This window comes from Rhodococcus sp. KB6, assembly GCF_001445685.1.
GTDB classification, from domain to species: Bacteria; Actinomycetota; Actinomycetes; order Mycobacteriales; family Mycobacteriaceae; genus Rhodococcus_F; species Rhodococcus_F qingshengii.
This window is the reverse complement of sequence record NZ_LNAK01000014.1, coordinates 13,106-34,566: the sequence shown is the minus strand read 5'-3', so window position 1 is coordinate 34,566 and position 21,461 is coordinate 13,106. Positions and strand designations below refer to the sequence as shown.

Annotated in this window: 20 protein-coding genes; 13 read left to right on the top strand and 7 right to left on the bottom strand. The window is 63.6% G+C overall.

What is annotated here, in order from left to right; all coding sequences use genetic code 11:
* Nucleotides 1-62: 62 nt before the first annotated feature.
* From ASU23_RS02800 to ASU23_RS02790, 3 genes are read right to left on the bottom strand one after another with little or no spacing between them, the layout of a single operon-like run.
* Nucleotides 63-1,463, bottom strand: coding sequence for a hypothetical protein (locus tag ASU23_RS02800; protein ID WP_058037161.1), 1,401 nt, complete (start codon nt 1,461-1,463; stop codon nt 63-65).
* 2 nt (nt 1,464-1,465) lie between these two features.
* Nucleotides 1,466-1,813 carry a hypothetical protein gene (locus tag ASU23_RS02795; RefSeq protein WP_058037160.1) on the bottom strand — a complete coding sequence of 116 codons (348 nt, stop codon included), beginning with the start codon at nt 1,811-1,813 and terminating at the stop codon, nt 1,466-1,468.
* Between the two features lie 41 nt (nt 1,814-1,854).
* Nucleotides 1,855-4,011: an FtsK/SpoIIIE domain-containing protein gene (locus ASU23_RS02790; RefSeq protein WP_058037159.1), complete on the bottom strand. Its 2,157-nt coding sequence runs from the start codon at nt 4,009-4,011 to the stop codon at nt 1,855-1,857.
* Nucleotides 4,012-5,144: 1,133 nt separating this feature from the next.
* Between ASU23_RS02790 and ASU23_RS02785 the strand changes: the two genes are divergently transcribed.
* The 8 genes from ASU23_RS02785 to ASU23_RS02750 all read left to right on the top strand — a co-directional run bounded on the left by ASU23_RS02785 (nt 5,145) and on the right by ASU23_RS02750 (nt 14,985).
* On the top strand, nt 5,145-5,456 hold the full coding sequence (locus ASU23_RS02785) for a hypothetical protein (protein ID WP_058037158.1): 312 nt from the start codon (nt 5,145-5,147) through the stop codon (nt 5,454-5,456).
* A gap of 33 nt (nt 5,457-5,489) precedes the next feature.
* Nucleotides 5,490-5,888: a hypothetical protein gene (locus ASU23_RS02780; RefSeq protein ID WP_058037157.1), complete on the top strand. Its 399-nt coding sequence runs from the start codon at nt 5,490-5,492 to the stop codon at nt 5,886-5,888.
* The gene (locus ASU23_RS02775) at nt 5,885-8,959 is read left to right on the top strand and encodes an ATP-binding protein (RefSeq protein ID WP_058037156.1); all 3,075 of its coding nucleotides are present in this window, start codon (nt 5,885-5,887) and stop codon (nt 8,957-8,959) included. The genes ASU23_RS02780 and ASU23_RS02775 overlap by 4 nt, the downstream gene beginning before the upstream one ends.
* Nucleotides 8,956-11,139: a hypothetical protein gene (locus ASU23_RS02770; RefSeq protein ID WP_082661297.1), complete on the top strand. Its 2,184-nt coding sequence runs from the start codon at nt 8,956-8,958 to the stop codon at nt 11,137-11,139. Before ASU23_RS02775 ends, ASU23_RS02770 begins: the two co-directional genes overlap by 4 nt.
* The gene (locus ASU23_RS02765; protein WP_058037155.1) at nt 11,139-11,966 is read left to right on the top strand and encodes a hypothetical protein; all 828 of its coding nucleotides are present in this window, start codon (nt 11,139-11,141) and stop codon (nt 11,964-11,966) included. Before ASU23_RS02770 ends, ASU23_RS02765 begins: the two co-directional genes overlap by 1 nt.
* A complete protein-coding gene (locus tag ASU23_RS02760; RefSeq protein ID WP_058037154.1) occupies nt 11,963-13,570 on the top strand; it encodes a peptidoglycan DD-metalloendopeptidase family protein in 1,608 nt (535 codons plus the stop codon). Before ASU23_RS02765 ends, ASU23_RS02760 begins: the two co-directional genes overlap by 4 nt.
* Nucleotides 13,571-13,788: 218 nt before the next feature.
* A complete protein-coding gene (locus ASU23_RS02755) occupies nt 13,789-14,373 on the top strand; it encodes a hypothetical protein (protein ID WP_058037153.1) in 585 nt (194 codons plus the stop codon).
* 15 nt (nt 14,374-14,388) lie between these two features.
* Nucleotides 14,389-14,985 carry a hypothetical protein gene (locus ASU23_RS02750; RefSeq protein WP_058037152.1) on the top strand — a complete coding sequence of 199 codons (597 nt, stop codon included), beginning with the start codon at nt 14,389-14,391 and terminating at the stop codon, nt 14,983-14,985.
* A 124-nt stretch (nt 14,986-15,109) separates the two neighbouring features.
* Here ASU23_RS02750 and ASU23_RS02745 read toward each other — a convergent pair whose 3' ends face one another.
* Together ASU23_RS02745 and ASU23_RS33790 are read right to left on the bottom strand one after the other, a co-directional pair.
* The gene (locus ASU23_RS02745; RefSeq protein WP_082661296.1) at nt 15,110-16,150 is read right to left on the bottom strand and encodes a DUF3068 domain-containing protein; all 1,041 of its coding nucleotides are present in this window, start codon (nt 16,148-16,150) and stop codon (nt 15,110-15,112) included.
* Nucleotides 16,151-16,323: 173 nt separating this feature from the next.
* Nucleotides 16,324-16,749, bottom strand: a complete 426-nt coding sequence (locus ASU23_RS33790; protein WP_058037150.1) for a hypothetical protein — start codon at nt 16,747-16,749, stop codon at nt 16,324-16,326.
* A gap of 47 nt (nt 16,750-16,796) precedes the next feature.
* Here ASU23_RS33790 and ASU23_RS02735 point away from each other — a divergent pair, with 47 nt between their 5' ends.
* Complete coding sequence (locus ASU23_RS02735; RefSeq protein ID WP_058037149.1) at nt 16,797-17,879, top strand: hypothetical protein; 1,083 nt, start codon at nt 16,797-16,799, stop codon at nt 17,877-17,879.
* The gene (locus ASU23_RS02730) at nt 17,876-18,478 is read left to right on the top strand and encodes a phosphatase PAP2 family protein (protein ID WP_058037148.1); all 603 of its coding nucleotides are present in this window, start codon (nt 17,876-17,878) and stop codon (nt 18,476-18,478) included. The genes ASU23_RS02735 and ASU23_RS02730 overlap by 4 nt, the downstream gene beginning before the upstream one ends.
* Here ASU23_RS02730 and ASU23_RS02725 read toward each other — a convergent pair.
* Together ASU23_RS02725 and ASU23_RS02720 are read right to left on the bottom strand one after the other, a co-directional pair.
* Nucleotides 18,475-18,843, bottom strand: coding sequence for a helix-turn-helix domain-containing protein (locus tag ASU23_RS02725; protein ID WP_058037147.1), 369 nt, complete (start codon nt 18,841-18,843; stop codon nt 18,475-18,477). The genes ASU23_RS02730 and ASU23_RS02725 overlap by 4 nt on opposite strands.
* A gap of 203 nt (nt 18,844-19,046) precedes the next feature.
* On the bottom strand, nt 19,047-19,493 hold the full coding sequence (locus tag ASU23_RS02720; RefSeq protein ID WP_253741157.1) for a helix-turn-helix transcriptional regulator: 447 nt from the start codon (nt 19,491-19,493) through the stop codon (nt 19,047-19,049).
* 295 nt (nt 19,494-19,788) lie between these two features.
* On the opposite strand from ASU23_RS02720, the gene ASU23_RS33105 reads away from it, so the two are divergent.
* Genes ASU23_RS33105 through ASU23_RS02705 form a run of 3 tightly spaced genes read left to right on the top strand, consistent with a single transcriptional unit; the run spans nt 19,789 to nt 21,421 of the window.
* Entirely contained in the window at nt 19,789-20,616 is an 828-nt protein-coding gene (locus tag ASU23_RS33105; RefSeq protein WP_253741155.1) for a hypothetical protein, read from the top strand.
* Nucleotides 20,613-21,110: a hypothetical protein gene (locus tag ASU23_RS02710; protein ID WP_058037146.1), complete on the top strand. Its 498-nt coding sequence runs from the start codon at nt 20,613-20,615 to the stop codon at nt 21,108-21,110. The genes ASU23_RS33105 and ASU23_RS02710 overlap by 4 nt, the downstream gene beginning before the upstream one ends.
* On the top strand, nt 21,107-21,421 hold the full coding sequence (locus ASU23_RS02705) for a hypothetical protein (RefSeq protein WP_058037145.1): 315 nt from the start codon (nt 21,107-21,109) through the stop codon (nt 21,419-21,421). Before ASU23_RS02710 ends, ASU23_RS02705 begins: the two co-directional genes overlap by 4 nt.
* Nucleotides 21,422-21,461: the final 40 nt, after the last annotated feature.

Genomic DNA, 21,461 nt, shown 5'->3' with positions numbered 1-21,461 from the left:
GGGATCTTCGTCGAACGGATCGAAGTAGGACGGGCACGCCCGGTGTGGGCGGTGCCAGCGCATCAGCCCACGGCACCCGCCATCAGGTCGACGGCCTTGGCCGCGAGCACGGTCAACGCGTCCCGTGTCTCGCGTCGCAACTGGCTCAGCGCGATGCGCTCGCCGGATGCGAACAACGGCTCGAACGGCATCCGGCACACCGCGACACCGAGCGCGGAGAACGCGTCGACGGCTTCCGTTTCGACCATCGGTGCGTCTCCCGGACCGTCAGTGATGACGACGATCGTGTGGGAGAGAACGTCCGGACGAACCGCCGCGATCGCCGAGAGCGTGCGCTGCGCCGCCACTGCCGCGTCGCGCCGCAGCGGGACGGGAACGACGACCACGTGCGATGCCCGGATCGCCCATTGCCAGCTCGCCGAGAGGCTGGAATTGCCGGTGTCGGCGACGAGCACATCGCGGTGCCGACCGAGAATCGAGCCGAGCGCTTCCGATTCCTCGTAGGTCAACGCTGCGTCGACGCCCGCCCTCCCGGCGATGATGTCCGACCCGCCGGGCTGGCGAGTCAGAAACCGCTTCACACGGGACGGCGGGACATCGGATGCGGCGGCATCGACAGCGCCCAGCAGGCTGACCACGTCCTGGTCCACGGACGGCGGGACAGCCACGCGATCAGCGAAGCTGCCACCGACCTCACCCAGGTCCAGGCAGGTGACAGTTGCGGGTCCGCGGTGCTCGGCCAACGCCTCCGCCAAACTGATCGACATCGGGGTCTTTCCGACGCCTCCCTTGAGGTTGGCGAAGGTGATCATCGCGCCCTCGGGGAGTGCGCGAGCGATCGTCGACTGGGCACCGCGCAACCGCATCTCGGGTGAGTCCGACTTCGGTACGAGCTTGAGTCCGAGAACGGCATTGAGACGACCCCGGACACCGAGCCGTGCGGGTTCACTTTCCGCCGCGTTGGTGCGCGGCGCGGACAGTTGCGACAGCGTCGGCAGAGGACCGGTCAGCGGTCCTGTAATCGGTTCTGCCGAACGCGCAGGCGCAGGGGCAGGGATCGGTCGCGGTTTCGGCTGAGCGGGCGCTGAGACGGGATGAGGGGCCGTCTCGTATGCGATCTGCTCAGCGGCTACGACGACCGGACCGACCGGCGGTGCAGAGTGGGTCTCCACCGCCGGTTCAATCGGGCTCTCAACGATCGGCAAGGGTGCGCTCGGCGCACGCTCTACCGCTTTGCCGTCCGGGCCCACCGTCAGGAACCTGGTGTCCTTACCGGTTTGGTAGACGACCTCGACGGCCGAGTTCTGTTCCTTCGCGATGTTGGACAGAAACTCGTGCACCACCGCAGAGAGCGTCTTGGCCTCGGTCGCTTCCAGCACCATCGGGTCGACATTGACGTCCGGAAGAGTTGCGCGGGCGGTGGACTTGGAGGTGATCTCGACATTTACGGTCAGCGTCGTCATCGTTAGCTGACTCCGAAGGCACTGGCGCCGGCCAATGCGTTGTCCATGTCCGTAACGACGGCGTCTGTCGCGTCCAGCTCGGCGAGCGCTTTGTCGCGGGCGCTGCCTTCGGGCAGAGCTTCGATGACGATGCGCTTCTTGGTCGAGGCTTCGCGGATCTCTGCGAGTCGTTCGCTGGTCAGCTCCTGCTCTTCGGTGAGCTTGGGAAGCCATGCCGGGGCCGAATCCTTGAAGTAGTCCCTCAGCATCTTGATGATCGGGTCGTTTGCGCCCTTGGCGACGAACGGTCCGCGCAATGCGGCGACGTCCTCGGAGGTCGGGGTGATCGACTGGGAGATACGGCGGGTCATTGGTGTTCCTTTCGGTGGGGTTGAAGCGGACAACTAGGGGGTCATACCGGCGCTGTTGCGGCGTCGGGTTCGGGGAGGACGACGACTCCTGTCGGGTCGAAGGTGATGCGGGTCTTCACGCGTCCGCTACCGACGGTCAGGACCGTCTTGGTGACGTCGCCCTTCGTGTTGCGGGAGACATCGACCGAGTCGACAGTGACGGGCACGAGTTCGCCGTTTTCGTCGTCGATGAGCACGGTCATTCCGGCTTCGACAGCAGATGCGGGAATGACGTCCGCGAAGTCGTCGTCCATCGGCTGTTCGGGTTTGGCGGCTGCGACGAACTCTGCGGCCGAATCCGGAGCTGGTGCAGCGCTGTTCTCGTCGTCGCCGGTACCGATCACGATCGGTTCGGGTGCGTTGCCGTGTTTGCGGGCTCGCTTGGCCAGCGCGCGTTCGGATTCGATGAACGCAGCCAACTCCGACGAGTAGCAGGTGAACTGTGGAGCTTCAGCGGGAGCGAGGCCCTCGATGATGTCCTTCTCGCTCGCGGCGAGCTGGTTCCATTTGTTGGGGTGACGGTCCACGTTCGGGGTCCACCACATCTGGGCATCGACGGGGTTGCCGTCGTCGCCGAGTGCGATGCCGCGACCCTTGACGGAGGCGTCCACTTCGCGGCCGACTGTGGAGTCTCCCCACATCATCAGTGCACCGTCTTGGGAGAGGTTGCCGAGGCTGATGCGGGTGCCGAAGTTGTCGCGGGCGTTACCGGACGCGCCGCCGAACAATGACGCGTCGGGGCGCTGCACGCCGAGCAGTAGGCGGATACCGGCGGAGCGGGCGAGGACGGCGAGGTCTGCCCATGCGCCGAGAGGGTCGAGGGTCTTGAGCTGTTCTTTGGTCTCGTCGTCGCCGGTCTTCATCAGTCGCTGCCACTTGCCGGAGAGGATGAAGAACTCGTCCAGGACCGCGATCATCAGCGGTAGTTGTGAGCCCTCGATCTTCATCTGGTGGATGTAGGCGTTGCGGGCCATCATCTCGGTGTGCAAGGCACGTACGAACATCGCTGCGCGGAGCGCGTCGTAGATGATCGCGCCGCAGCCGGGGTAACCCTCGAGCCCGTCGAGTTCGATCATCTTCGGATCGACACCGACGAAAGGGATGCCGCGCCGCGCCGCTTCGGTGAGCAGGGTGCGGATCACCGACGTCTTACCGCCACCGGTCGGGCCGACGATCAAGCAGTGCGGCTTGTTGGAGCTGGTGGATACGTCCCAGTACATGGTCCGATCGGCGATGCCGGTCGCATAGGGCAGGTGCCGCAGGTTCTCGTCGACCAGATCGAGCGGGTGATCGACGCGTGAGGGCATCGGTGCAACGAGCCGCATGGTCAGGTATCCCTTGTCCGGGTACCAATCGGTGGTCCAGTTGCGGCCCGACTCGTGCTGACCCGCGAGTGAGGCGAGAGCTTCCTCGACCTTGATCTGAAAGCCCTTGGCGCCAGCGTTCATCGACTTCTCGTAGGAGATGCGGTATCCGGTCTCTACGCCTTCCTGATCGCGTGCCGAAACGGTCACCTTCGGGTCCTTGAAGATCGAGGCGCTTTCGAGCGCCGACTGGAGAACCTTCTGGCGGTCCGAGCGTGTGTCCGGGGTGATCGTTTCCCGCCGGACGACGATGCGGTCCTGGTGCGCCTCGTGACGGACCTTGACCTCCCACTTCGCACTGCCGGGGAACGCCGCTTCGATCGCGCGGGACAGCTCCTCGAATTGCTTCGGCCGAATCACGGTGCCGCGATGCATTTTGATCGTTGCGCGGCGGATCACTCGTGTCCCCGGAGGGAAGCTGACGGTGGTCTTCTTCGGGAGGTTGCCGGTGCCCTGCCGCACGACCGATTCGAGCATCTGAGTCCACTTGTGTGTGCGGTATCTCAGAACATCGCAGACAACGAGTACAGCGGCGGCGACGACGAGCAGAACACGGTAGCCGTGAACCTTGCCCAGCACGTCGACGACCGTCTCGTTGCCGACTGCCGACATGATGCGCGGAGCGTAGAGAGCTACGCCCGCGACAACGGCGACGAACGGCGAGAACGGAGTGAAACGGCCGATGCGCGTCAGCTTGCCGTCTTCACCTACTTGATTGCCGTTGTTCGGATCACCAAAGACGTCACGGTATGTCGATACCAGCCAGTCCTTGAGGGGGTCCTGATTTCCGTTCACCGCCTGCGCCTTTCGCTCGTGTCGACGTTCTCGCAACGCCGTCCGGGTGGCGTCTGCGTGCACAGTGACAGAAACCCCCAACTTTTCTCAACGGGGTGTCCCCCCTTTCCTCCGCGCTTTCCGATCACACTCAGTTGCCGCCGCTACCAACGCGTTCGATGGCACGCCACGATGAGCGCTCGGCAGACCGCACGTGCGGCGCTGTCGTCGACGGTTGAACACGGTGGTCGCGCGGCGCTCCATCGGAGAGCGGTGGGCCGTGTTCGCGAGCGCTCGGAAGAGCGTTTACCTCGAAGCGTCTCGAACGCTTTGTTGAGCGGTGTTTTCCCACGCTCTTTCGACCGCTCATTTCAGCGCTCCAACGAGCGTGGCGAGCGCCTGAAATGTTCGGCGCTCCCAGCGGTACGGTGAGCGTCACCGAACCCGTATCGACCGATGAACGGTGAACGGTCCTCGGTGCGCGAGGTCGAGCGGTGCATATAGCGTTCGACATGGGCGTTGCGAAATGCGTTGGCGCTGAGCGTAATTCTGAAGTACACTCCCCCCCAAGGAACGCCGGGGGGGAGTGGCCCCGGAGGGGATGGGTCCGAGGAGCGCTTTTCCGAGCGCTCGAAATCGCCGCCGAATATCGGTTCTGAATCCGACGCTGTTTTCACCGCGCATCTGAGCGCGTTCCCGGCGTACCCCTTTCCCCCAGATGTCGACCACCTTCTTCTCACCGCCTTCGGCCACTGCCCCGACAACGCGATCACGAGACGCGCTGTCAGCGCGTCATATCGACCGCTTCGCTTCGGATTCCATCGGACCTGTGTGCGACGTCTCCCAACATCGGATAACAAACGCAAGCCCCGCACGACTGTGCGGGGCTTTTTCGCGTGCCTGAACACCGACCTGAATCTCTTTCGCGCACAGCGCGGTTGCTGAATCCCTAGTGAGATGCTGCACAGTCCCCGGTCAACCGCTACGCGTGCAACCCCACGGAGGACCGTTTCTGACCGCCGCAGCGCCGGAGAACGTCGTCGAATCGCCCCTCCAGTGGCAGACACCCCGTTGAGATCAAAACCGCAATCGACTTACGGTCGCGCGCATCCACATTCAGATGCACAGAACGAACTCAACAATGGAGTGTGCTCATGTCCCTCACGTTCACTGTTCTCGAACTGGCGACCAGTTCGCCCGGAACCGTCGATGTGCTCGCGCAACAAACCGATGTCAACACAAAAGGTGTGCGTTCGTGGATCGGCGACAACATCGTCTTCACGATCCTCGCGTTGATCGCCTGCGTCGTCCTGATGGGCGGTCTGCGAGGCAACCTCTCGAAGGTTTTCACCGTCGGTGGCCTCTCCCTCGTGGGCCTGGCGTTTCTCGGTATCGCCCAAAGCGAGAACGCCGCGACCGGCATCGGAAACTGGATCCTCGGCCTGTTCGGCATCGACGTCGTCTGACCCACCCACCCAACGAGCGAAGGAACGCCGACCGTGATCGACAACGACGATTTGCTTCACCGCGTAGATCAGCACTACCTCGGTCCGACCGGGCTCACCCTGCCGTTCCGAATTCGCTATGCAGCGCTCGGACTCGGAGCGGCCCTCATGGTGATCGTCTTCGTCATCGCGCGCGGCATCGTGCACATTCCGCTCGGCTTCAAATCCCTCGTGGTGGTGATCGGAATCGTCGTGGTGCTGACCGCGAAAGTGACCAAGGTCGTCAACGCGGATCGCCCGGTCCGATCCGTGGTTCGAGCGGCGTGGAACGACCTGAACGCACCGCGCCCACCGAAGGCCGGCCAAACCGTCACGCTTCGCCTCCCCGCCATCTCCAGCGCCTCTGGACGCAAGCACGCCGCTACACCAATCGAAGGTGAGTCCTCCCGATGACTTTGCAACCCGACAACGAAATCGCCGCACTGTTCGATCCGAACTTCGACGAGCCCGAACCGGCCATCGTCCCGCCGGGTGCTTTGCCTCCCTCGTGGGCGGCAGCAATGGCGGCAAATCGCACACCCAACGCGACTGCCGCGAACTCCGACACCTCGGCCATTGCACCGCCCCGGGAGTTGGCCTGGTCGCAGGCTCCCGACATTGGAATCACAACGCCCGCGCCCGTCTTTTCCCCCACACCGCCAGCAGAGCCGGCACCCGCTGGAAAGGGCAAACGACGCGGGAAGAAACGCACCAAGAAGACCGCAACCGACGGGGAATTCAGCCGGCAAACCGCTGCGGCGAAGAAGCGCGCCGACAAGGACCGCAAAACGGTGCGCCTGGAGCTGGTTGGGGTGGAAGGCAACGTCACCCGGACGCGCCGTCAATCGACTGCATGGTTCGTCCAGCCGCCCGGCCCGTGGAACATGCGTCCGGTCGGTAGGCAGAAGCGCTACATCCAGAACGAGGGCATGGTGTTGGCCAACCTCGCCGAGTCCGGCGTGACGGGGATGCATCGACGCCTCGTGCGCACGCCCTGGCCGGTGCGCCAGTGGGCGCAGAAGCATGATGCATGGGCCGAACCGATTCCGGACGTCCCCGGCGCGCTGTCGTGGGCGGACTACTTGCGTGGGCAGCAGCACGCGATGCTGTGGGGAAACCCCACGCAGAAGGGCCGCTACTGGGGCATCGAGTTGCCTCCGCGTTCTGCGATGGCGCAAGGGCTCGATTGGCTCGGCCACTGGCTTGTTCCGGTGATCGACGTGCCGCTTCTGGGGAAGATCGCTCAGCTCGTAGGTAAGTGGGCGCGTGATGCGTTCCTCAACGAGCAGAAAGCGATCGCCGATCACCTCGCGACCATCGAACGGCATCTATCCGGCCAAGGCGTCAACGCCAAGCCCGCGACACCGGCTGAGATGGACTACCTGCTGTTGCGATCGGCATCGCTCGGCCTGCCACTGGACGCGGACGGAATCATCGCCGGTGCGGGCAACTGGGAAGAATCCGACGTCGCGACGCTCGAAGACCTCACCAACCTCGCTCTCACTCCCGGTGACGGTTACACGACGGTGCGCGGTCAGGTCGGCGGTCGGGACTACACCGGATACGCGATCGTTCTCACCGTCGGGCGTATGGCACCGCTCCCCATCCCGGAAAAGATGCTGCCGTGGCAGGTGCTCGGCGACCCATCGGGTGAACCGCTGGAGTGGTCGGAGCGGATCAAGCTCAAGACCAAGAGCCAAACGGTGCGGGGACTTCGGCGGTTGACGTCGAAGATCGAAGCACAGTTCGACCACTACACAATCGAGCACGATCAGGTCCCGCCGCAGGAACTGGCCGAGCAGCACGCACGCGCGCAGCAGGTCATCTCCGACATCGAGGAAGATCACTCGGGCTTGTCGGTGCGCACCGAGGGTTGGTACCGGGTTCTCGTGGTCGGTTCGACACCGCAAGAGGCCAAGGAAAAGGTCTCGATGTTGCAGGAGATGTACGCGCCGCGTATCCGCCTCGAACAAGAGCACGGCCAGTACCAGCTCCTACGCGAGTTCATTCCGGGTGAGCCGCTGGCCAACATCGCCCACTGCCGGCGGATGAGCGTCGAAGCTCTCTCTGCCGGAATGGCCGCAGTCGGTGACCGCATCGGCGACCGTACTGGTGTCGTGGTCGGTCAGACTGCGTCGATCGCACCGCGGCCGGCGGTGTGGGATCTGTTCGCCGCGCACGAGAAGAAGCACAAGTCGGGCCTGACCCCGATCGTCGCAGTGCCCGGATCGGGTAAGACGTTCCTCGCAGGTGTCCTCGTCTACCAAGCGGTGCGCGCCGGTGCTTACGGCGTCGTGCTCGACCCTTCGGGCCCGCTCAAAAAGCTCGCCCAGTTGCCCGAGTTTCGAGGCATCGCGGAGGTCCAGGCACTCACCGGCCGCACCTCACGTCCTGGCTCGCTCAACCCGTACCGGGTGATCCTCGATCCGCGGCGCGATGACCCGGAGTACGACCCGCACAGCGTCGACTACCAAGACGACCCTGATCCGGTGGCCGCAGCCCAGGGGCAGTACGACGCCGATGTGCGGGCCGCGGCTGCCGAGCGAATTTCGGTGGCGGTATCGGTCCTGAAGATGATGCTCACCCCCGCCAGACTCGAACACGAGTGGACCGAAACGGTGCTCCAGACGGCAGCGAACATGGTCGGCGGCGAGCGGCACCACAACCTGCGCGAGGTTCTCGCTGCTATCGACCTCATCGGCCGCAATGACGACAACGTCGATCTGCGTTCGTGCGCGAAGAGCGTGCACCAGGACCTGGCCATGATGTCCGACCTGTCAGAGGCCCGCGTGTTGTTCCCGGAGGAGGGAACGGTCGGCGACGTGGACGATTTCGTCAACGACAAGATTCGCCTCACGGTGCTGACGATGCCTGGTCTGCAACTTCCGCCGCTGGGCTCGGATGCCTCGCAGTGGACTCCGCAACAGCGGATGGCTGGGCCGTTGATGCACATGGCTGCATGGCTTGCGAACCGTCTCGTCTACGAGCTGCCGCGTTACGAGCGCAAGGTGCTCTTCCTCGACGAGAACAAATATCTCGAACAGACCGGTGCCGGCCGCACGCTGAACCTGCGGATTGCGCGTGACAGCCGAAAGTTCAAGGTTCGTGCGCTGGTGTGCTCGCAGCTTCCCGACGACTACCTCGGAGTCGATGGCAGCGACGACAAATCAGCGCTGACCTACGAAGTCATCATCGGCGACCTCGGGGGCAACGCTCACGCCATCGAGGGCGCGCTGAAACTGCTGAACCTTCCGGCCGGAGAGGGCTACGAGGCGCTCTTGGCTGATCTCGGCGGCGGCGGCGAGGACACCCTCGACGAGGACACCAACACCGAGCACTTGGACCAGGCGCGCCGCTTCATCGTGAAGATGGCCGACGACATCGAACTGATCCGCTCGGACTGGACGCATTTCGTGCATATGTCGCACGTCTTCGAGGCCCTCGATTCTCGCGCCACTCGCACAGCGATGGGGACGGCGGTATGAGCCCGCTGAAGCGCCGGAGCGTGCAGTCCGGGAGGTCTACGGCATCGCGCCGTTCCGGGTGGCGTACGGGGCTTGTGGGGCGTGTTCTGGTGGTGTTGATACTCGCGTCCGTCTCCCTGATCGGATTCGGTGGTGGCATCGCGTCCGCCGGCGGTTTCGACTGCAAGGACGTTCCGTCACCGGAGTTTCCGAACGAGGTCCTCGAGACCACGTTCGATTCGACCAGCGCTGAACGTTCGTCCTCGGGTGGGACGGGTTACGAAACGTATGGGTGGGCTGGGCTCAAGTGGCACACCTACGACCTCGGTTGCGGTGAAGACCTGGTCCGCGCTCCCGGCGCTGTCGGCGACACCACGTTGGGCAACACCTTCCTGACGATCGGCAAGTCGATGGCAGCCGCCGCGTTCTGGCTCGACGACCAGACCAAGACCGGGCAGGCCGCTGAGGACGCCGGCGTCGAATCGGCATTGGGCAAGTTCGATCAGATCGTTTTCGCGATCACCGAAGGCATGCGGGGCATTTACGGGGAGTGGCTGGGAATCGCTCTGATTCTGGTTACCGCCATGATCCTGTGGAAGGCACTGCGCGCCGATGCTGCCGGCGTCACCAAAACTGTGGGTATCGCGGCTGCGGGGTTGGCTCTCGGCGCTCTGATGGTCGGCGCTCCCCAGAAGGCACTCGAGGTGGCAGACGACACCTTCGGTTCCTTGATCACCGAGACCCAGGATCAGATTTTCTCGGTGCAGTTCGGTGACTCGTCGGATGGCGGCACGCTGGCCGGAGGTAGCACCGATCCGCGAAACGTACTGATCGACAAGATTTTCCTCCCGGACTGGCGCAAGGGCTGGTTTGGCACGAACTACGACCCGGAAGACACCGCCAAGCTCGGGCCAGATCTACGAGACGCTCTGGCGTTCACCTACGAGCAGCAGCAAGAAGTGAAGGACGATCCGAAGGCACAGGAAAAACTCGCCGAGGAGAAAGCCGACAAGTTCGAGAACATCGTCGAGAAACTGGACTCGGACTATCAGCTTTCCTATCGCCAGTTCCAAGGTAAGGATTCCGGCCGCACGTCCACTGGCTTCATGGCCATGATCAAGATGAGCATGCCGGCGCTGCTGTGGATCGGCGCATCTCTCCTGAAACTAGTAGCGCTGCTGTCGATCCGGTTTGCAGTGTTGTTCTCCCCCGTGTGGATTCCCTTTGCGATCGCTGCCGCCGGATGGCTTGCCCGCATCCTGCGCATGCTCGGCACGGCCTACATGTGGGGCGTCGCCGGGTCCGTCATCGTCGCCCTGTACTTGATGGCTCTGGTCCAGCTGTACGTCAACGCCAACGGCTCGGTCGACGGGTCCTGGCGGTTGTGGTTCATGGTGATACTCACCGTCGTCTGCTGGGCAATCATGCGTCCGTTCAAACGCATGAGTCAGACGTTCTCGCAGAACAGCGCGAGCATGGTCAACCGCAAGGCCCGCAACGCGAAGAAGTCCCTCAAACACAAGGCATTCAACGCTGCGAGTTTCGCGGTCGGAGGGCCGACACAGGCCATCGCAGAGAAAGCCGCCGAACGCTTCGCCCGCCGCGGAGGACGTGGCGCCGAGGACGACTCGGGAGATGCAACGTCGACATCAGTGGCTCGACCGGAAGGCCGCGCGCTCAACAACCGTCGACAACAGGCACTGACGCAGTCCCGTGCAGACGCCCGGAAGGCGCAGGGCCTGGGCCGGGCAGGTCGTCTGGGTCAGGCGGCCAACACCGCAACAGAACGCGATGCACGAATCGCCGGGATTGCGGCTGTCGCCAGCCGCGACCTGGCGCGAGGCAACGGCGCCAAGGGAGGCGTGGACAGCAAAGACGCCGACCGCGCAGTCAGGGCCGGCGCGAGTGCGTGGCGAATCCTCGACCAGGACGAGGTCAACAGCCAGCTCCAAGAACGCAAGGCGCGCAAGGATCTTCTGACCGCCAGCGTCGGACAACGCTGGGACGGTGGTGACCGCTCAGCCATCGCACCGATGAAGGTCTACACACCGCCCGCCCGCGACAAGCATTCGACGAGCCAGACCGCCCCCTCAGCCCCCCGCAATCGGTCGACGAGTTCGGCACCGAGCGCGCGGGTCTGGAACGCTGCTGCGCCCGGCACGACCACACGAGAGACACCTACGAGAGACCGGTACATCTGATGTCTCAGTCGGGAACCAATCCTGTCCTCGCGCCGATCCGCCGGTGGGTGCTCTACTCCCGCACCAATCTGGCAATCGCCGTGATCGCCGCTATGGCGTTTCTGTTCGCCTTGGGCGCGGTGTTCGGAGAGAACCCACAACCTGCCACGGCAGCGCAGGAATCAAAGACCTCCACTGAACCTGTCGCGCAGGCGGATTCGATCAGCTACGACCTCTTTGAGGTGAGCGAATCTCTGGTGGCCGCCAAAAGCGCAACCTGGGTGGCAGCCAACGCGCCGGCAACCGCGATGGCGTACGCACGAGAGTTCGTCAACATCACCGCCTCGGATGCGAAGTGGACCAGCGCGATCGGGCGCTACACATCCACCAAGCCTGGTGAGTACGTCGTGGCTGCGCGGCCACGAACACCCGTTGTCATCACCGGCCCGACGGTCAGCACTCTCTCGGACGGTCCGGACGGTGCGCGTACCGCTGAGGTGACCGTTCCGACGCAAGCCGGAGATATGCGGATCTCACTCGCTGTCGACGAGACCAGCGGAGGCAAGCGGTGGGTGGTCGGATCCCCTCTTCCGACGCTGGACTTGTCCAAGGTCGAGAGAATCACCCCGGCGACGTCCACGGCCACGCCGAGCACATCGCCGTCGACGACACGACAGACCGAAACGACAGCGCCGCAACCGTCCTCGTCGTCGGTTCCTGCCACGTCCACGCCGACACCGACTCGCGATCTCGACGAGCCGGCGCCCACCACTGCCGATGCGCCGACCCCGGTGCCCGGTCCGATTCCGATCCCGGACCTCGACACCCCGATTCCGGGTGGACTGTGAAGACGAGCAGCCTTCAGCGGGCGATTCTGTTGGTCGGCGCTGCGTCCGTCGTCGTCGGTACCTCTGCATGTTCTGCGGGAGCGCCGGTCATTCCGCGCGATGCCTGCCGCAGCGCCACCTCGACGAGCAGTGACAGCGGTTCCCGATCGAGCAATGGCGACGGTGCGCCGGCCGTTGGCGGTGCAGAGTTGGCGGTGGCCGGGCCGATTCAGATGCCGGTCAAGCCCGGCACCGCTACCTTCACCTCGGGTTTCGGTGAGCGCTGGAACGCGCAGCACCGCGGGGTGGACTTGGCCGGCCCCGTCGGCACGCCGATCCTCGCTGCCCTCGATGGCAATGTCGTTGCAGCGGGATCGTCCGGGGAGGGGCCGGGCGTCGGGTTCGAGAACTGGGTGGTCATCGACTCGAATGTCGGCGGCAAGCCTGTGAGCACGGTCTATGGCCACATGTTCGCCGACGGTGTCCTCGTCAAGACGGGCCAGCACGTCAAGGCCGGCGATCACATCGCCAATATCGGAAACGCGGGCTCGTCGACAGGGCCTCACCTGCATTTCGAGTATTGGGAAGGCGGAAAGATGCAGGGCGGGACCGCCCTCGACCCCGTCAGTGTCCTTCCTGACATCGCTCGTCAGAGCAGCGACGGCGGTGCCCCGGTCGCCGATGTCGCGAGCAGCAGCAATGTGCAGATCATTTCGGCGCGATCCTCGGCCGATTGCGCTGGCTTCGGTGTGGCCGGCGGCGGCGAATTGGCGTTCAACATCGTGCCGGCCGAGTTCGAGCCCTGGCTTCGCAAGGCCGGGAGTGTGTGCGCGGAGATCGACTCTCCTCTGTTGGCTGCACAGCTCCAGCAGGAGAACGGATTCCGCCACGGAGCGAGCGCCCCTGTATCGCCCAGCGGGGCGATGGGGCCCGCTCAGTTCATGCCCGGTACGTGGGCGACGTGGGGCAAGGATCACGACGGAGACGGGAAGATCGACCCCAACTCGATCGGCGATGCGGTCATGTCGCAGGCAGAGTTCATGTGCGCACTTCACCAGGACGTGTCCGGGATCCCGGGCGACCCGATCGAGTTGACGCTCGCCGCGTACAACGCCGGCCCCGGCGCCGTTCAGCAGTTCAACGGAATCCCGCCGTACGCCGAGACCCAGAACTACGTCGCCAAGATCACCGCAGCTCGTGCGACTTTTACCAATCCGAATTCACGCGGCCGGTTCGTCCCCACGACGACGGGCGGAAATGCGCAGGTAGTCAGTGCGGCGCGGGAGTATCTCGGTACGCCGTACGTGTGGGGCGGCGGTGGCACTGGAGGACCGACGGGTGGTGGGTTCGACTGCTCCGGCCTGACGTCCTACGCGGTCTATGCGGCCAGCGCGGGCAAGGTCTCACTCCCCCGGACCTCGGAACAGCAATGGACGGTCGGCGTCGAGATCCCGATCGACCAGGCTCAGCCCGGGGACTTGGTCTTCGGAGGGTGGGAGGCGAGCGGTCCCGGTCACGTGGGAATCTACGCCGGTAACGGTCAGATGGTTCACGCTCCGACGACCGGTGATGTCGTGAAGGAAGCTCCCCTCCAGTCCGGAATGAAGGCCCGTCGCGTGATGTAGGGGGACGTGTCGTCTTCCCTGTTCAGGTGGCATTTTTGGTCGGCATCGAGAGGATTTCGCTGCCGCCGGCAGACCGTCACCGCTGAGTGCGTCCGCCTGAGCGCTTCAGCTTCGGCACTACCGGGTGGAGTGCTCTTCAAGCCGGACACCCCTTCGTGATTGAGGGGACGTGTCATTTACCCTGCTAAACGGCATATTTCATGAGGAAGAAGAGGCAGATGACAGTCCGAAAGCTCGTCGTGGCGGTGCTGGTGGTTGCCGTCGTCGGTCTCGTGGTCTATTCGTTCCTTTCCCGGACCAGTGACGGTGAAGCCATACCGACAACGGCGACACCGTCGACGACGTCGTCGGGCGCCGCGACCACCACGGTGCCTACCGATGTCGAGACCGTCGAACGGCCGGCTGCGGCTCATGTGGCGGAAGAAGTGGCGCGCCAGGGTCTGACTGTGGCCTTCACCTGGTACCCGTCCATTGATGCGACGCAGAACGACGCGTACGGACGCGCACGGTCCTGGCTGACGGCCAAGCTCGCCGATCGCATGATCATCGACGCCCACACCGAACGTGGCCCGAGCGTGCAGTGGGCGGAGTGGGGCCGGCAGGAAGCGAAGATCATTGCCGACGTCAGTGTCGAATGCTCCGGTTGCCCTGACGACACCGACACCAGCGTCCAGCGAGTGGCCACCGTCAAGCAGACCGCGATCGTGGGAACCAGCACCACTACGGTCGAACCTGACACCACGGTCTGGGTCACCCTCGTCAGAGAAGGCGACCGCTGGCTCATCGACGACATCCGCTACTGATTCACTGGAGGACCCTTGTACCGAAAGAGCGTCATCGCAGCGCTGATCACTGCTGGCCTCGCTGTCGGACTGACGGCGTGCGGTAGTGACGAGTCGCCCACTGCCACAACGTCGACCACCTCGACCAGCGCGCCGACCACCACGGTCTCACCGTTCGGCGCTGAGGCAATCAGCGATCTCGGCGCCAAGATCGAACGTGACAACGCGGAAGTCATCGTTGCGACGGTGGAGGGCCGCGGCGGATCACCCGATCAGGCCCGCGCCGCCCTTCTCGCGGGTGCAGCAGAAACCGGTTGGACCTCGGGGTTGTCGATGGCCGCACCGGCCACGGACATTCGAGACATCTTCGGTTGGCGCTTCCGGTACAACACCGGAGCTGACTCCGCCGATGCCGTCCGCGCTGCTACGAACACCTTCATGGACAACACTGCGTCCATCTCGATCTCCGCCAGTGATTCGGTCGCGTACGCGTTGGCCGTTCAGCATGCAGATCCGCGGGGCTACAACGAGAAAGAGCACTTCTACAAGAACGGGGAGACGTCGGCTTCCGAATACGCCGCGGCCCTTCCCAAGGCTCAAGCCGCGTATGCAGAGCTGCGAGACACCCAATAGGAAATCCACCTGAGGGGGACGTGTCGTCTTACCAGGTAGATGCACATTTTTTCGACGTCATTGAGAGCTGAACACAAAACGCCCGCCCCGAGTGCTCGGGGCGGGCGTTGGTGAACGTGACGAGTCAGGACAACGTGGCGTCGGCCAACTCCTGCGAGGTCTGCCGGGGTTCGTTCGTCGGGGTTTCCCGGCGCCTTCCCGATGTCGCCCCGAGATAGATTCCGCCCGCGAGGAGAAGTGCACCCGTCACGCCACCGAGGATCGGACCGTACACGGTTCCCCATTGGATGAGGCGCTTGTACTTGGATGTGAATGCGACCTGCTCAGTGAGGGTTTGGGGGTCGAAGTTCGGGACTACGTCGATGATGGTGATCGCCTGCGGATCGTTGACGTCGGTGCCCAGGTACTGGCGGTAGTGCTGCTCGACCTGGACCACACCTCCGGTGACCGGCTCGACCCACAGGTCACGGGTGATGCCGTAGAAGCGCTTCAACGTCACCGGCGCGGTACCTTCGCGTCCCAGGTCGGATGCAGGTAGGGAAACCGTTCCACTGATCAGGGTCGGTTCGATCTCCTGATGGAATCGGTAGACGGGCAGACCTTCGAGCTCTGCCTCTTCGACGAAATCCATGTCGCGGGTTTCGCGCAGTGTGGTGTCGAAGTAGGGATAGGACTGTTTCTGGGTGTCGAAGGGGAACTTGAACTGGTAGCCCTCGTGTTCGACCGGGTCTGCGGGCTTGTCCGCCGAACCCTGGATGGAGCCGACCGGCTCGTCGACGGCGGTTGCGGTGCGCCGATCGACAGTGACCAGGTCGACGCTCGCGTTGACGATCGCGGCCTGACCTGACCGGTCGTCGCGCGTCATCTGCACCGCGGATTGCAATGTCACGACGTCGGCGTTCGAGGGCTCTTGAACGGTGACGAGTTGGTTGACGGTGATCGGCACAGCCGGGTCGATGACCAGCTTTCCCTTGGCAAGGGCGCCGGCGTCGAGCAACTCGGCGGTTCCGGTCGAGACGGTGGCTGCCTCGATACTCAGCGGGATCTTCACGAGCTGGTTCGCAACGTAGGTCGGTGTGAGGGCACTGGCCGTCAGCAAGAAAGCACCTGCCGCTATGGCTGCACACGCTGTACCTCGGCGGGATGGACGCAAGCTAATCGACATTGCGTAGACCCTAGTGCGTCAAACGAACTACGCGGTATGGCGTCTTCCGGCGACGAACAGCCGAGCATCCGAGGGGTTCACCCCAACTACGAAATTCACAAACCGACCACTACCGTTACGTAGTCGGGGACAGATTGCCTGACCGTTAGGAGGCTCGTGAAGTGACAGATAACTCAACGGTGGCTCGCGCGGTCGACCGTCTGTTCCGCATCGCCGAAGGTGACGAACTGAGGTCGTTGACCGGCCTGGCCGAAGCACTCGCACGCGACCGCGGTCGCCCTCTGGTCATCAGCGAAGGCCCCGATCTGCCCGCCCGTGTTTTCGGCCAATGGTGCAGACATTCCGACCATGATGAAGTGAAATATGCCAGCTGGGTCCACGCTCGCGAGCGAACGATCGCCCACGAGCTGGGCCACATCGCTCTTGGACACATCGGAAGGCCCGCGATCGACGTCGCGATCGAAGCCCTCCCCCCAGAAAGTCATGACCTCGCAATGTTGATGCTTCAGCGCGACTGCGATGACACGAGGTCTCAGGAGGAAGCCGATGCCGAAGCCTTCGGAAATCTTCTTCTGCGCCGACTGAAAAGTGGCCGGCACATTAATCGCAGCCCAGGAATCCGTTCGCGTCTCGACGAGGCGTTCGGTTGATCACTGCACTCGCCGCTCTGCTCTTGGCCGTCGTCGCGGCAACACGGCTCCACCGATGGTGGTTTCGGCGGTCACTGACCCTGATAGGCGCCTTCATCGGCCTTATGTGCATGTCGATCCACATGCTTCTCAACACCCGATCCGTGGAACTGTTCGTCGCCGACGCATTCGGCGACAGCGCTCCCGCTGCCATCAAGATGCTGATGGTCTGCGGAATCTGTGTTGGTAGTGCGATCGGCTTCACTGATGTGACAAGCAAAGCCGGACACCGCAAAACGCTTGTTCGGTGGCACGTCACGGTCTCGGTGATCACCACAGCTCTGGCGTACATCTTCTTCTTCAGCCAGCCGTGGCCGGCGGGCGTCGACGCACTCACCTTCGACAACGAGTACGCATACCTTCCCGGCTTCGCCGAAGGATTGATCTTCGGGATGGCCTACCCGTTCCTCGTTGCGCTGATGATCACCGTCGTCGCCATCAGTCAGGCCGATCGGAGAACTGTCACCGGACGAGCCTTGCTCCTGGTCACTCCGGGTGCGGCGATTCTCACGGCCTACGCCGCGGTGCGGATCGGATACCTCGTCGCCGCGCGATACGGATTCATCGAGCCGACACCCACACCATTCGCCATCGCTCGGCTGCTTGCCGTGTCCGGCGTCTTGTTCCTCGGCACCGGAATGGCTGGCGCGCTGATATTGAACTGGCTCGGAGCCAAGCGCCCACTCGAACAGTTCACGCCTTTGCGTACGGAGATGCTGAGGCGATGGCCCGGCGCCGAGCGCGGCTCACCCGCAGGCAGCAGCGCTGGCGAACGAACCGACGACAAGGCTGCCGAAGTCCTCGATGCACTGAGCCTGGAGGTCGAACACAGCGCACTGCCGGCCGGCACTCACCTCCCGCCGGAGGTCGCAGCATCGGCAATCGCGGACTGGCTCGTCAACGGACGTGTCGCCGACGGACTCGGATACAACAGTTTCTTTCCCGACGCCGAGACGACTGATACTGACTGGGCGGCGACACTAGGCCGCGCATATCAAATTGCGATTGATGACGAACGAAAGACGGGCGCAGGACAATGACAGACATCTCCACCCAAGAACCTCGCACCACGGCCGACAAAGCCGCGCGCGCAATTACTGAGGTCGGGGCGCCGTGGGTTCTCAACATTGTCGCCTCGCTGATCATCGGCGTGGCTGTCGGTGCACCTGGCTGGGGAGTGTTCGTGGCGATCTTCGGCGGTGTCGTTCCGATGGTGTTCATCCTCGTAGGGATGCGCCGGGCCAAGATCAGCGATCATCACGTCACCAGAATCAACGAACGCCACATGTTGATTGCATCGCTGCTGGTCGTCACCGGAGGTGCGCTGGTCGTCCAAATCGTCGCTGGTGCACCAATCGAGATGATTGCGTTCCTCGCCTCGGGCCTGGCCGCGTTGGCCGTCGCAGCCGTGATCACGAGCGTTTTTCATTGGAAAGTCAGTGGCCATGCCGGTGCCTCAGCTGCGATTGCAGTGGTCCTTGCTCTGTCGGTCTCGCCGTGGTGGTACTTGGCGCTGGCACTCACACCGGTGATCGGATGGTCTCGGATTCACCTTGGGGACCATACAAAGAGTCAGGTCGTTGCAGGAGCTATCGCAGGGGCAATCGCAGCAGGACTTACGTACATCGCGATCGTTTAGTCGTCGTCTTCACTGTCTCGACTGGCCAGCCTGCGGAACGGGTCGTACGTGCGGGCAGCGACGTACCCGTCAGTCGAATCACGCAGACCTTGAATAAACGAAATCTGGTCTTTGACCGCTTCGTACGTTTCTTCGTCACCGAAATAGTCCATCGGCACCCGAAACACTCCACAGATGTCTCGAACGACGTCCAGCCCAGGCGAGGTTCGCTTGCCGCTGAGCAGCTGCGACATGTACCCGGTGGTCATCTTGCTGCCGCCGAAACGGAGCATGTCGACGATTTCGGTCTGCGTGTACGGTCCGCGACTTCTCGGGTGAACATTCTCGAACAGGTAACGGAGCCGGTCAGCAAAAGTGCTGCTCATTACGCCGCCCAACCTTTCAGTCTCGGTGCCTCGCCGACTTGACGAAACCATTAAGCCATCCCCACACCCATCTATCCTCGCAATCGCATAAAACGTTAGCAACTTGCGATTGAAAGCTGCCGGACTTACGCTTGCCAACGTCAGGGCGGGGATTTCGGCGAGAGAGGCGGGCAGTGGGACGGCTAACGGAGGGAGCGACGCACTTACGCCGGGGTTCCCGGCGGACGGCTCCGAACCCGCTCGAAGCTCGCTCGAAGCTCGGTTTCCGGGATCTCCAAAGCCTCGGCGAGCTTCTCCGCGAAGTGGTCGGTAAGGCGGGAATCACCGCGCTCGATCGCACCGACCATAGACGTGCTGATACCTGCTCGCGCACCCAATTCGGGCTGCGTCAGACCCCGAATCACGCGCCAATCACCGGGGTAGCGATCCTCCGGCTTGATGTCGACGAGGTCGGAAACCGTCGTACCCAGAACACCAACGACACGCATCAAGACGTCGATCTGAGGGGACTGACTGCCGGATTCCCATTTGTGGATGGTCTGCAAGGACACATCGGCGAGGCGGGCGAGTTCGGGGCGCGTCAGGCCCCGAGTCTGGCGGAGTTTGACCAGGCGCGAGGGCTGGAAGCCACGCAGCACACGTCGACTCACGCTCACCCTTTTCATCGCACCGCCTACAGATTCACTAGACACCATGCACTCCCGGGATTAGCATTCGCACATAACTTAACAATGTCGTCTAGGTTTAGACGTGATGATCTCACGGCAACCAAGCCGAAATGTGCAACTGGGGGGAAAGGGAATGAACTGATGTGATCGGCCCCCTGACTGTTAGCCGCAGTCAGGGGACCGTCCAGCCGCCAACTGTTTAGCCACAGTCGGATCAGCCAGCGGGACTGAAGGGTTAGCCCCCCGACAATCCCATGCAGATATGTGAGGACCTGCAATGAACACGTTAGATGGCGCTAGGGCCGTTCGCCTAGCTGATGCCCAATTCCATGCCCCACGAGCAGAAATCGAAGGCTCCGGCCGCGCTGCCGGTGGCCATCCCCGCGAGATTCTTGCCACACATCGCCCGAACGCCGACCACACCTCGTGCACGGCCTGCGACTTCACCTACACCCAGGCACTTCCTCTCTGCCCGTCCGTCGCCGACGCACTCCGCGAGCTGTCCATCGGCGATACACGGCCGCACGCCAAGACATCCGCCCTCGCCCGCTACTCGACCACGAAGCTGCGGGCGATCGCCGCCACGCACACCGGCGAAGGACGCTGCACACGATGCGGTTTCGTCTATTCAGCTCAGATGCGTCGCTGCCCGACATTGCGCAACATCGCCACAGAACTGGAAAGCCGTGGCAGTGCGCCGATGACTCAAACGCGGGCAGATCAAGGATTATGCGCAGGAAAAGGGACGGGCTGGACAGTCAACGGCAATCAGTCCGCCCCGTGGAAGCGAGCAATGGCCGCATGCTCGGTCTGCCCGCTACTCGCCCAGTGCACCGCTGACCTCGAGAACAGGCTCGCTGCCGGCGAAACGGTCCGCGAGCAGATTCAGGCTGCCCGACTCTTCACCGTCGATGGGCGAGAGGTTCTGCCTGAAAAGGTCGAGGAGTTCGCTGTTGCGCGAGGCCGCACGAAACGATCCAAGAAGCCCAGAAGTACACGCCGAGCGTGCGTGAAGCCGAAGGCAGCGATCCTGACTGCTGCCCCCGCCCCTGTGCCCGCACCGGCCCGACCTGCCGTGCAGCTCGCGTTGTTCGAGGCAGCATGACGAACTACTCCCCCTCCGCACTGTTGGAGGCATACGCACAGGGCCTCCTCGAGCCCCCGGCCAGCGATGCTCACGTAGCGGCACACCGGTGGTCCTGGTTCGCCGACCTCTACGCCGACCCGACATGGGGTCTGGCGACCGCGATACCCGACTTCCCCCCTATCGCAGCAGATCAGGCAGCGAACGCCTGCCGCGCGATGGCTACGCAAACAGCGACGGCCGAGCAGTGGTCCGCCATCGAAACCCTCTCCGTTGCTGGGCTCGCCTCGGCGCACTCGCGAGCCCTGGAGTTGGTGTGGACCGCACTCGCCGACACCTGTGTCGATGCCCGCGACCACCTCGCGGGACGCGAATTCGGAGGGCTTGAGGTCATCCTCGCCGCCCTCGAAGCGATCCTCGAATGCCATCCCGAAGAGGATGCAGCGACCTACGTCCACCAGGCCGGCACCGCATGGGCACGCCAGCTCGAATCACGTGATCGGAAGGCAGCATGAGCCACCAGATTGCATCGGACCTCGAAGGGCGCACCTGGGCAATCCTCAGTGTCGGTGACGGCCTGAAAGCCCGACTACTCACCGGAACAGCACCCCTCGCCGTGATGGAACTCGACGAGCTGGTCAACACGTACGGTCCGTTGATCCTCTCCCCCGCTCACGCGGAGCACGGATTCCTACCGGTCCTCGACACCGCCGATCTCGTCGCCTCCGATCCGGAAACTGCATCGGTCGAGCAGATCCGCGTCGTCGCGTCAGTTCTGCGCGGGATCCTCGATCGCCACGCGAATGCACCTGTAGGCGCTCGATGACGTCTCTGATTCTCGCGACTGTCATGGGCCTGGTCGGGCT

Coding starts and splice junctions, on each gene's coding strand:
- ASU23_RS33105 (WP_253741155.1), top strand. CDS start 19,789: ATGAACACGTTAGATGGCGCTAGGGCCGTTCGCCTAGCTGATGCCCAA.
- ASU23_RS02755 (WP_058037153.1), top strand. CDS start 13,789: ATGACAGTCCGAAAGCTCGTCGTGGCGGTGCTGGTGGTTGCCGTCGTC.
- ASU23_RS02775 (WP_058037156.1), top strand. CDS start 5,885: ATGACTTTGCAACCCGACAACGAAATCGCCGCACTGTTCGATCCGAAC.
- ASU23_RS02705 (WP_058037145.1), top strand. CDS start 21,107: ATGAGCCACCAGATTGCATCGGACCTCGAAGGGCGCACCTGGGCAATC.
- ASU23_RS02710 (WP_058037146.1), top strand. CDS start 20,613: ATGACGAACTACTCCCCCTCCGCACTGTTGGAGGCATACGCACAGGGC.
- ASU23_RS02765 (WP_058037155.1), top strand. CDS start 11,139: ATGTCTCAGTCGGGAACCAATCCTGTCCTCGCGCCGATCCGCCGGTGG.
- ASU23_RS02730 (WP_058037148.1), top strand. CDS start 17,876: ATGACAGACATCTCCACCCAAGAACCTCGCACCACGGCCGACAAAGCC.
- ASU23_RS02795 (WP_058037160.1), bottom strand. CDS start 1,813: ATGACCCGCCGTATCTCCCAGTCGATCACCCCGACCTCCGAGGACGTC.
- ASU23_RS02800 (WP_058037161.1), bottom strand. CDS start 1,463: ATGACGACGCTGACCGTAAATGTCGAGATCACCTCCAAGTCCACCGCC.
- ASU23_RS02745 (WP_082661296.1), bottom strand. CDS start 16,150: ATGTCGATTAGCTTGCGTCCATCCCGCCGAGGTACAGCGTGTGCAGCC.
- ASU23_RS02725 (WP_058037147.1), bottom strand. CDS start 18,843: ATGAGCAGCACTTTTGCTGACCGGCTCCGTTACCTGTTCGAGAATGTT.
- ASU23_RS02785 (WP_058037158.1), top strand. CDS start 5,145: ATGTCCCTCACGTTCACTGTTCTCGAACTGGCGACCAGTTCGCCCGGA.
- ASU23_RS02770 (WP_082661297.1), top strand. CDS start 8,956: ATGAGCCCGCTGAAGCGCCGGAGCGTGCAGTCCGGGAGGTCTACGGCA.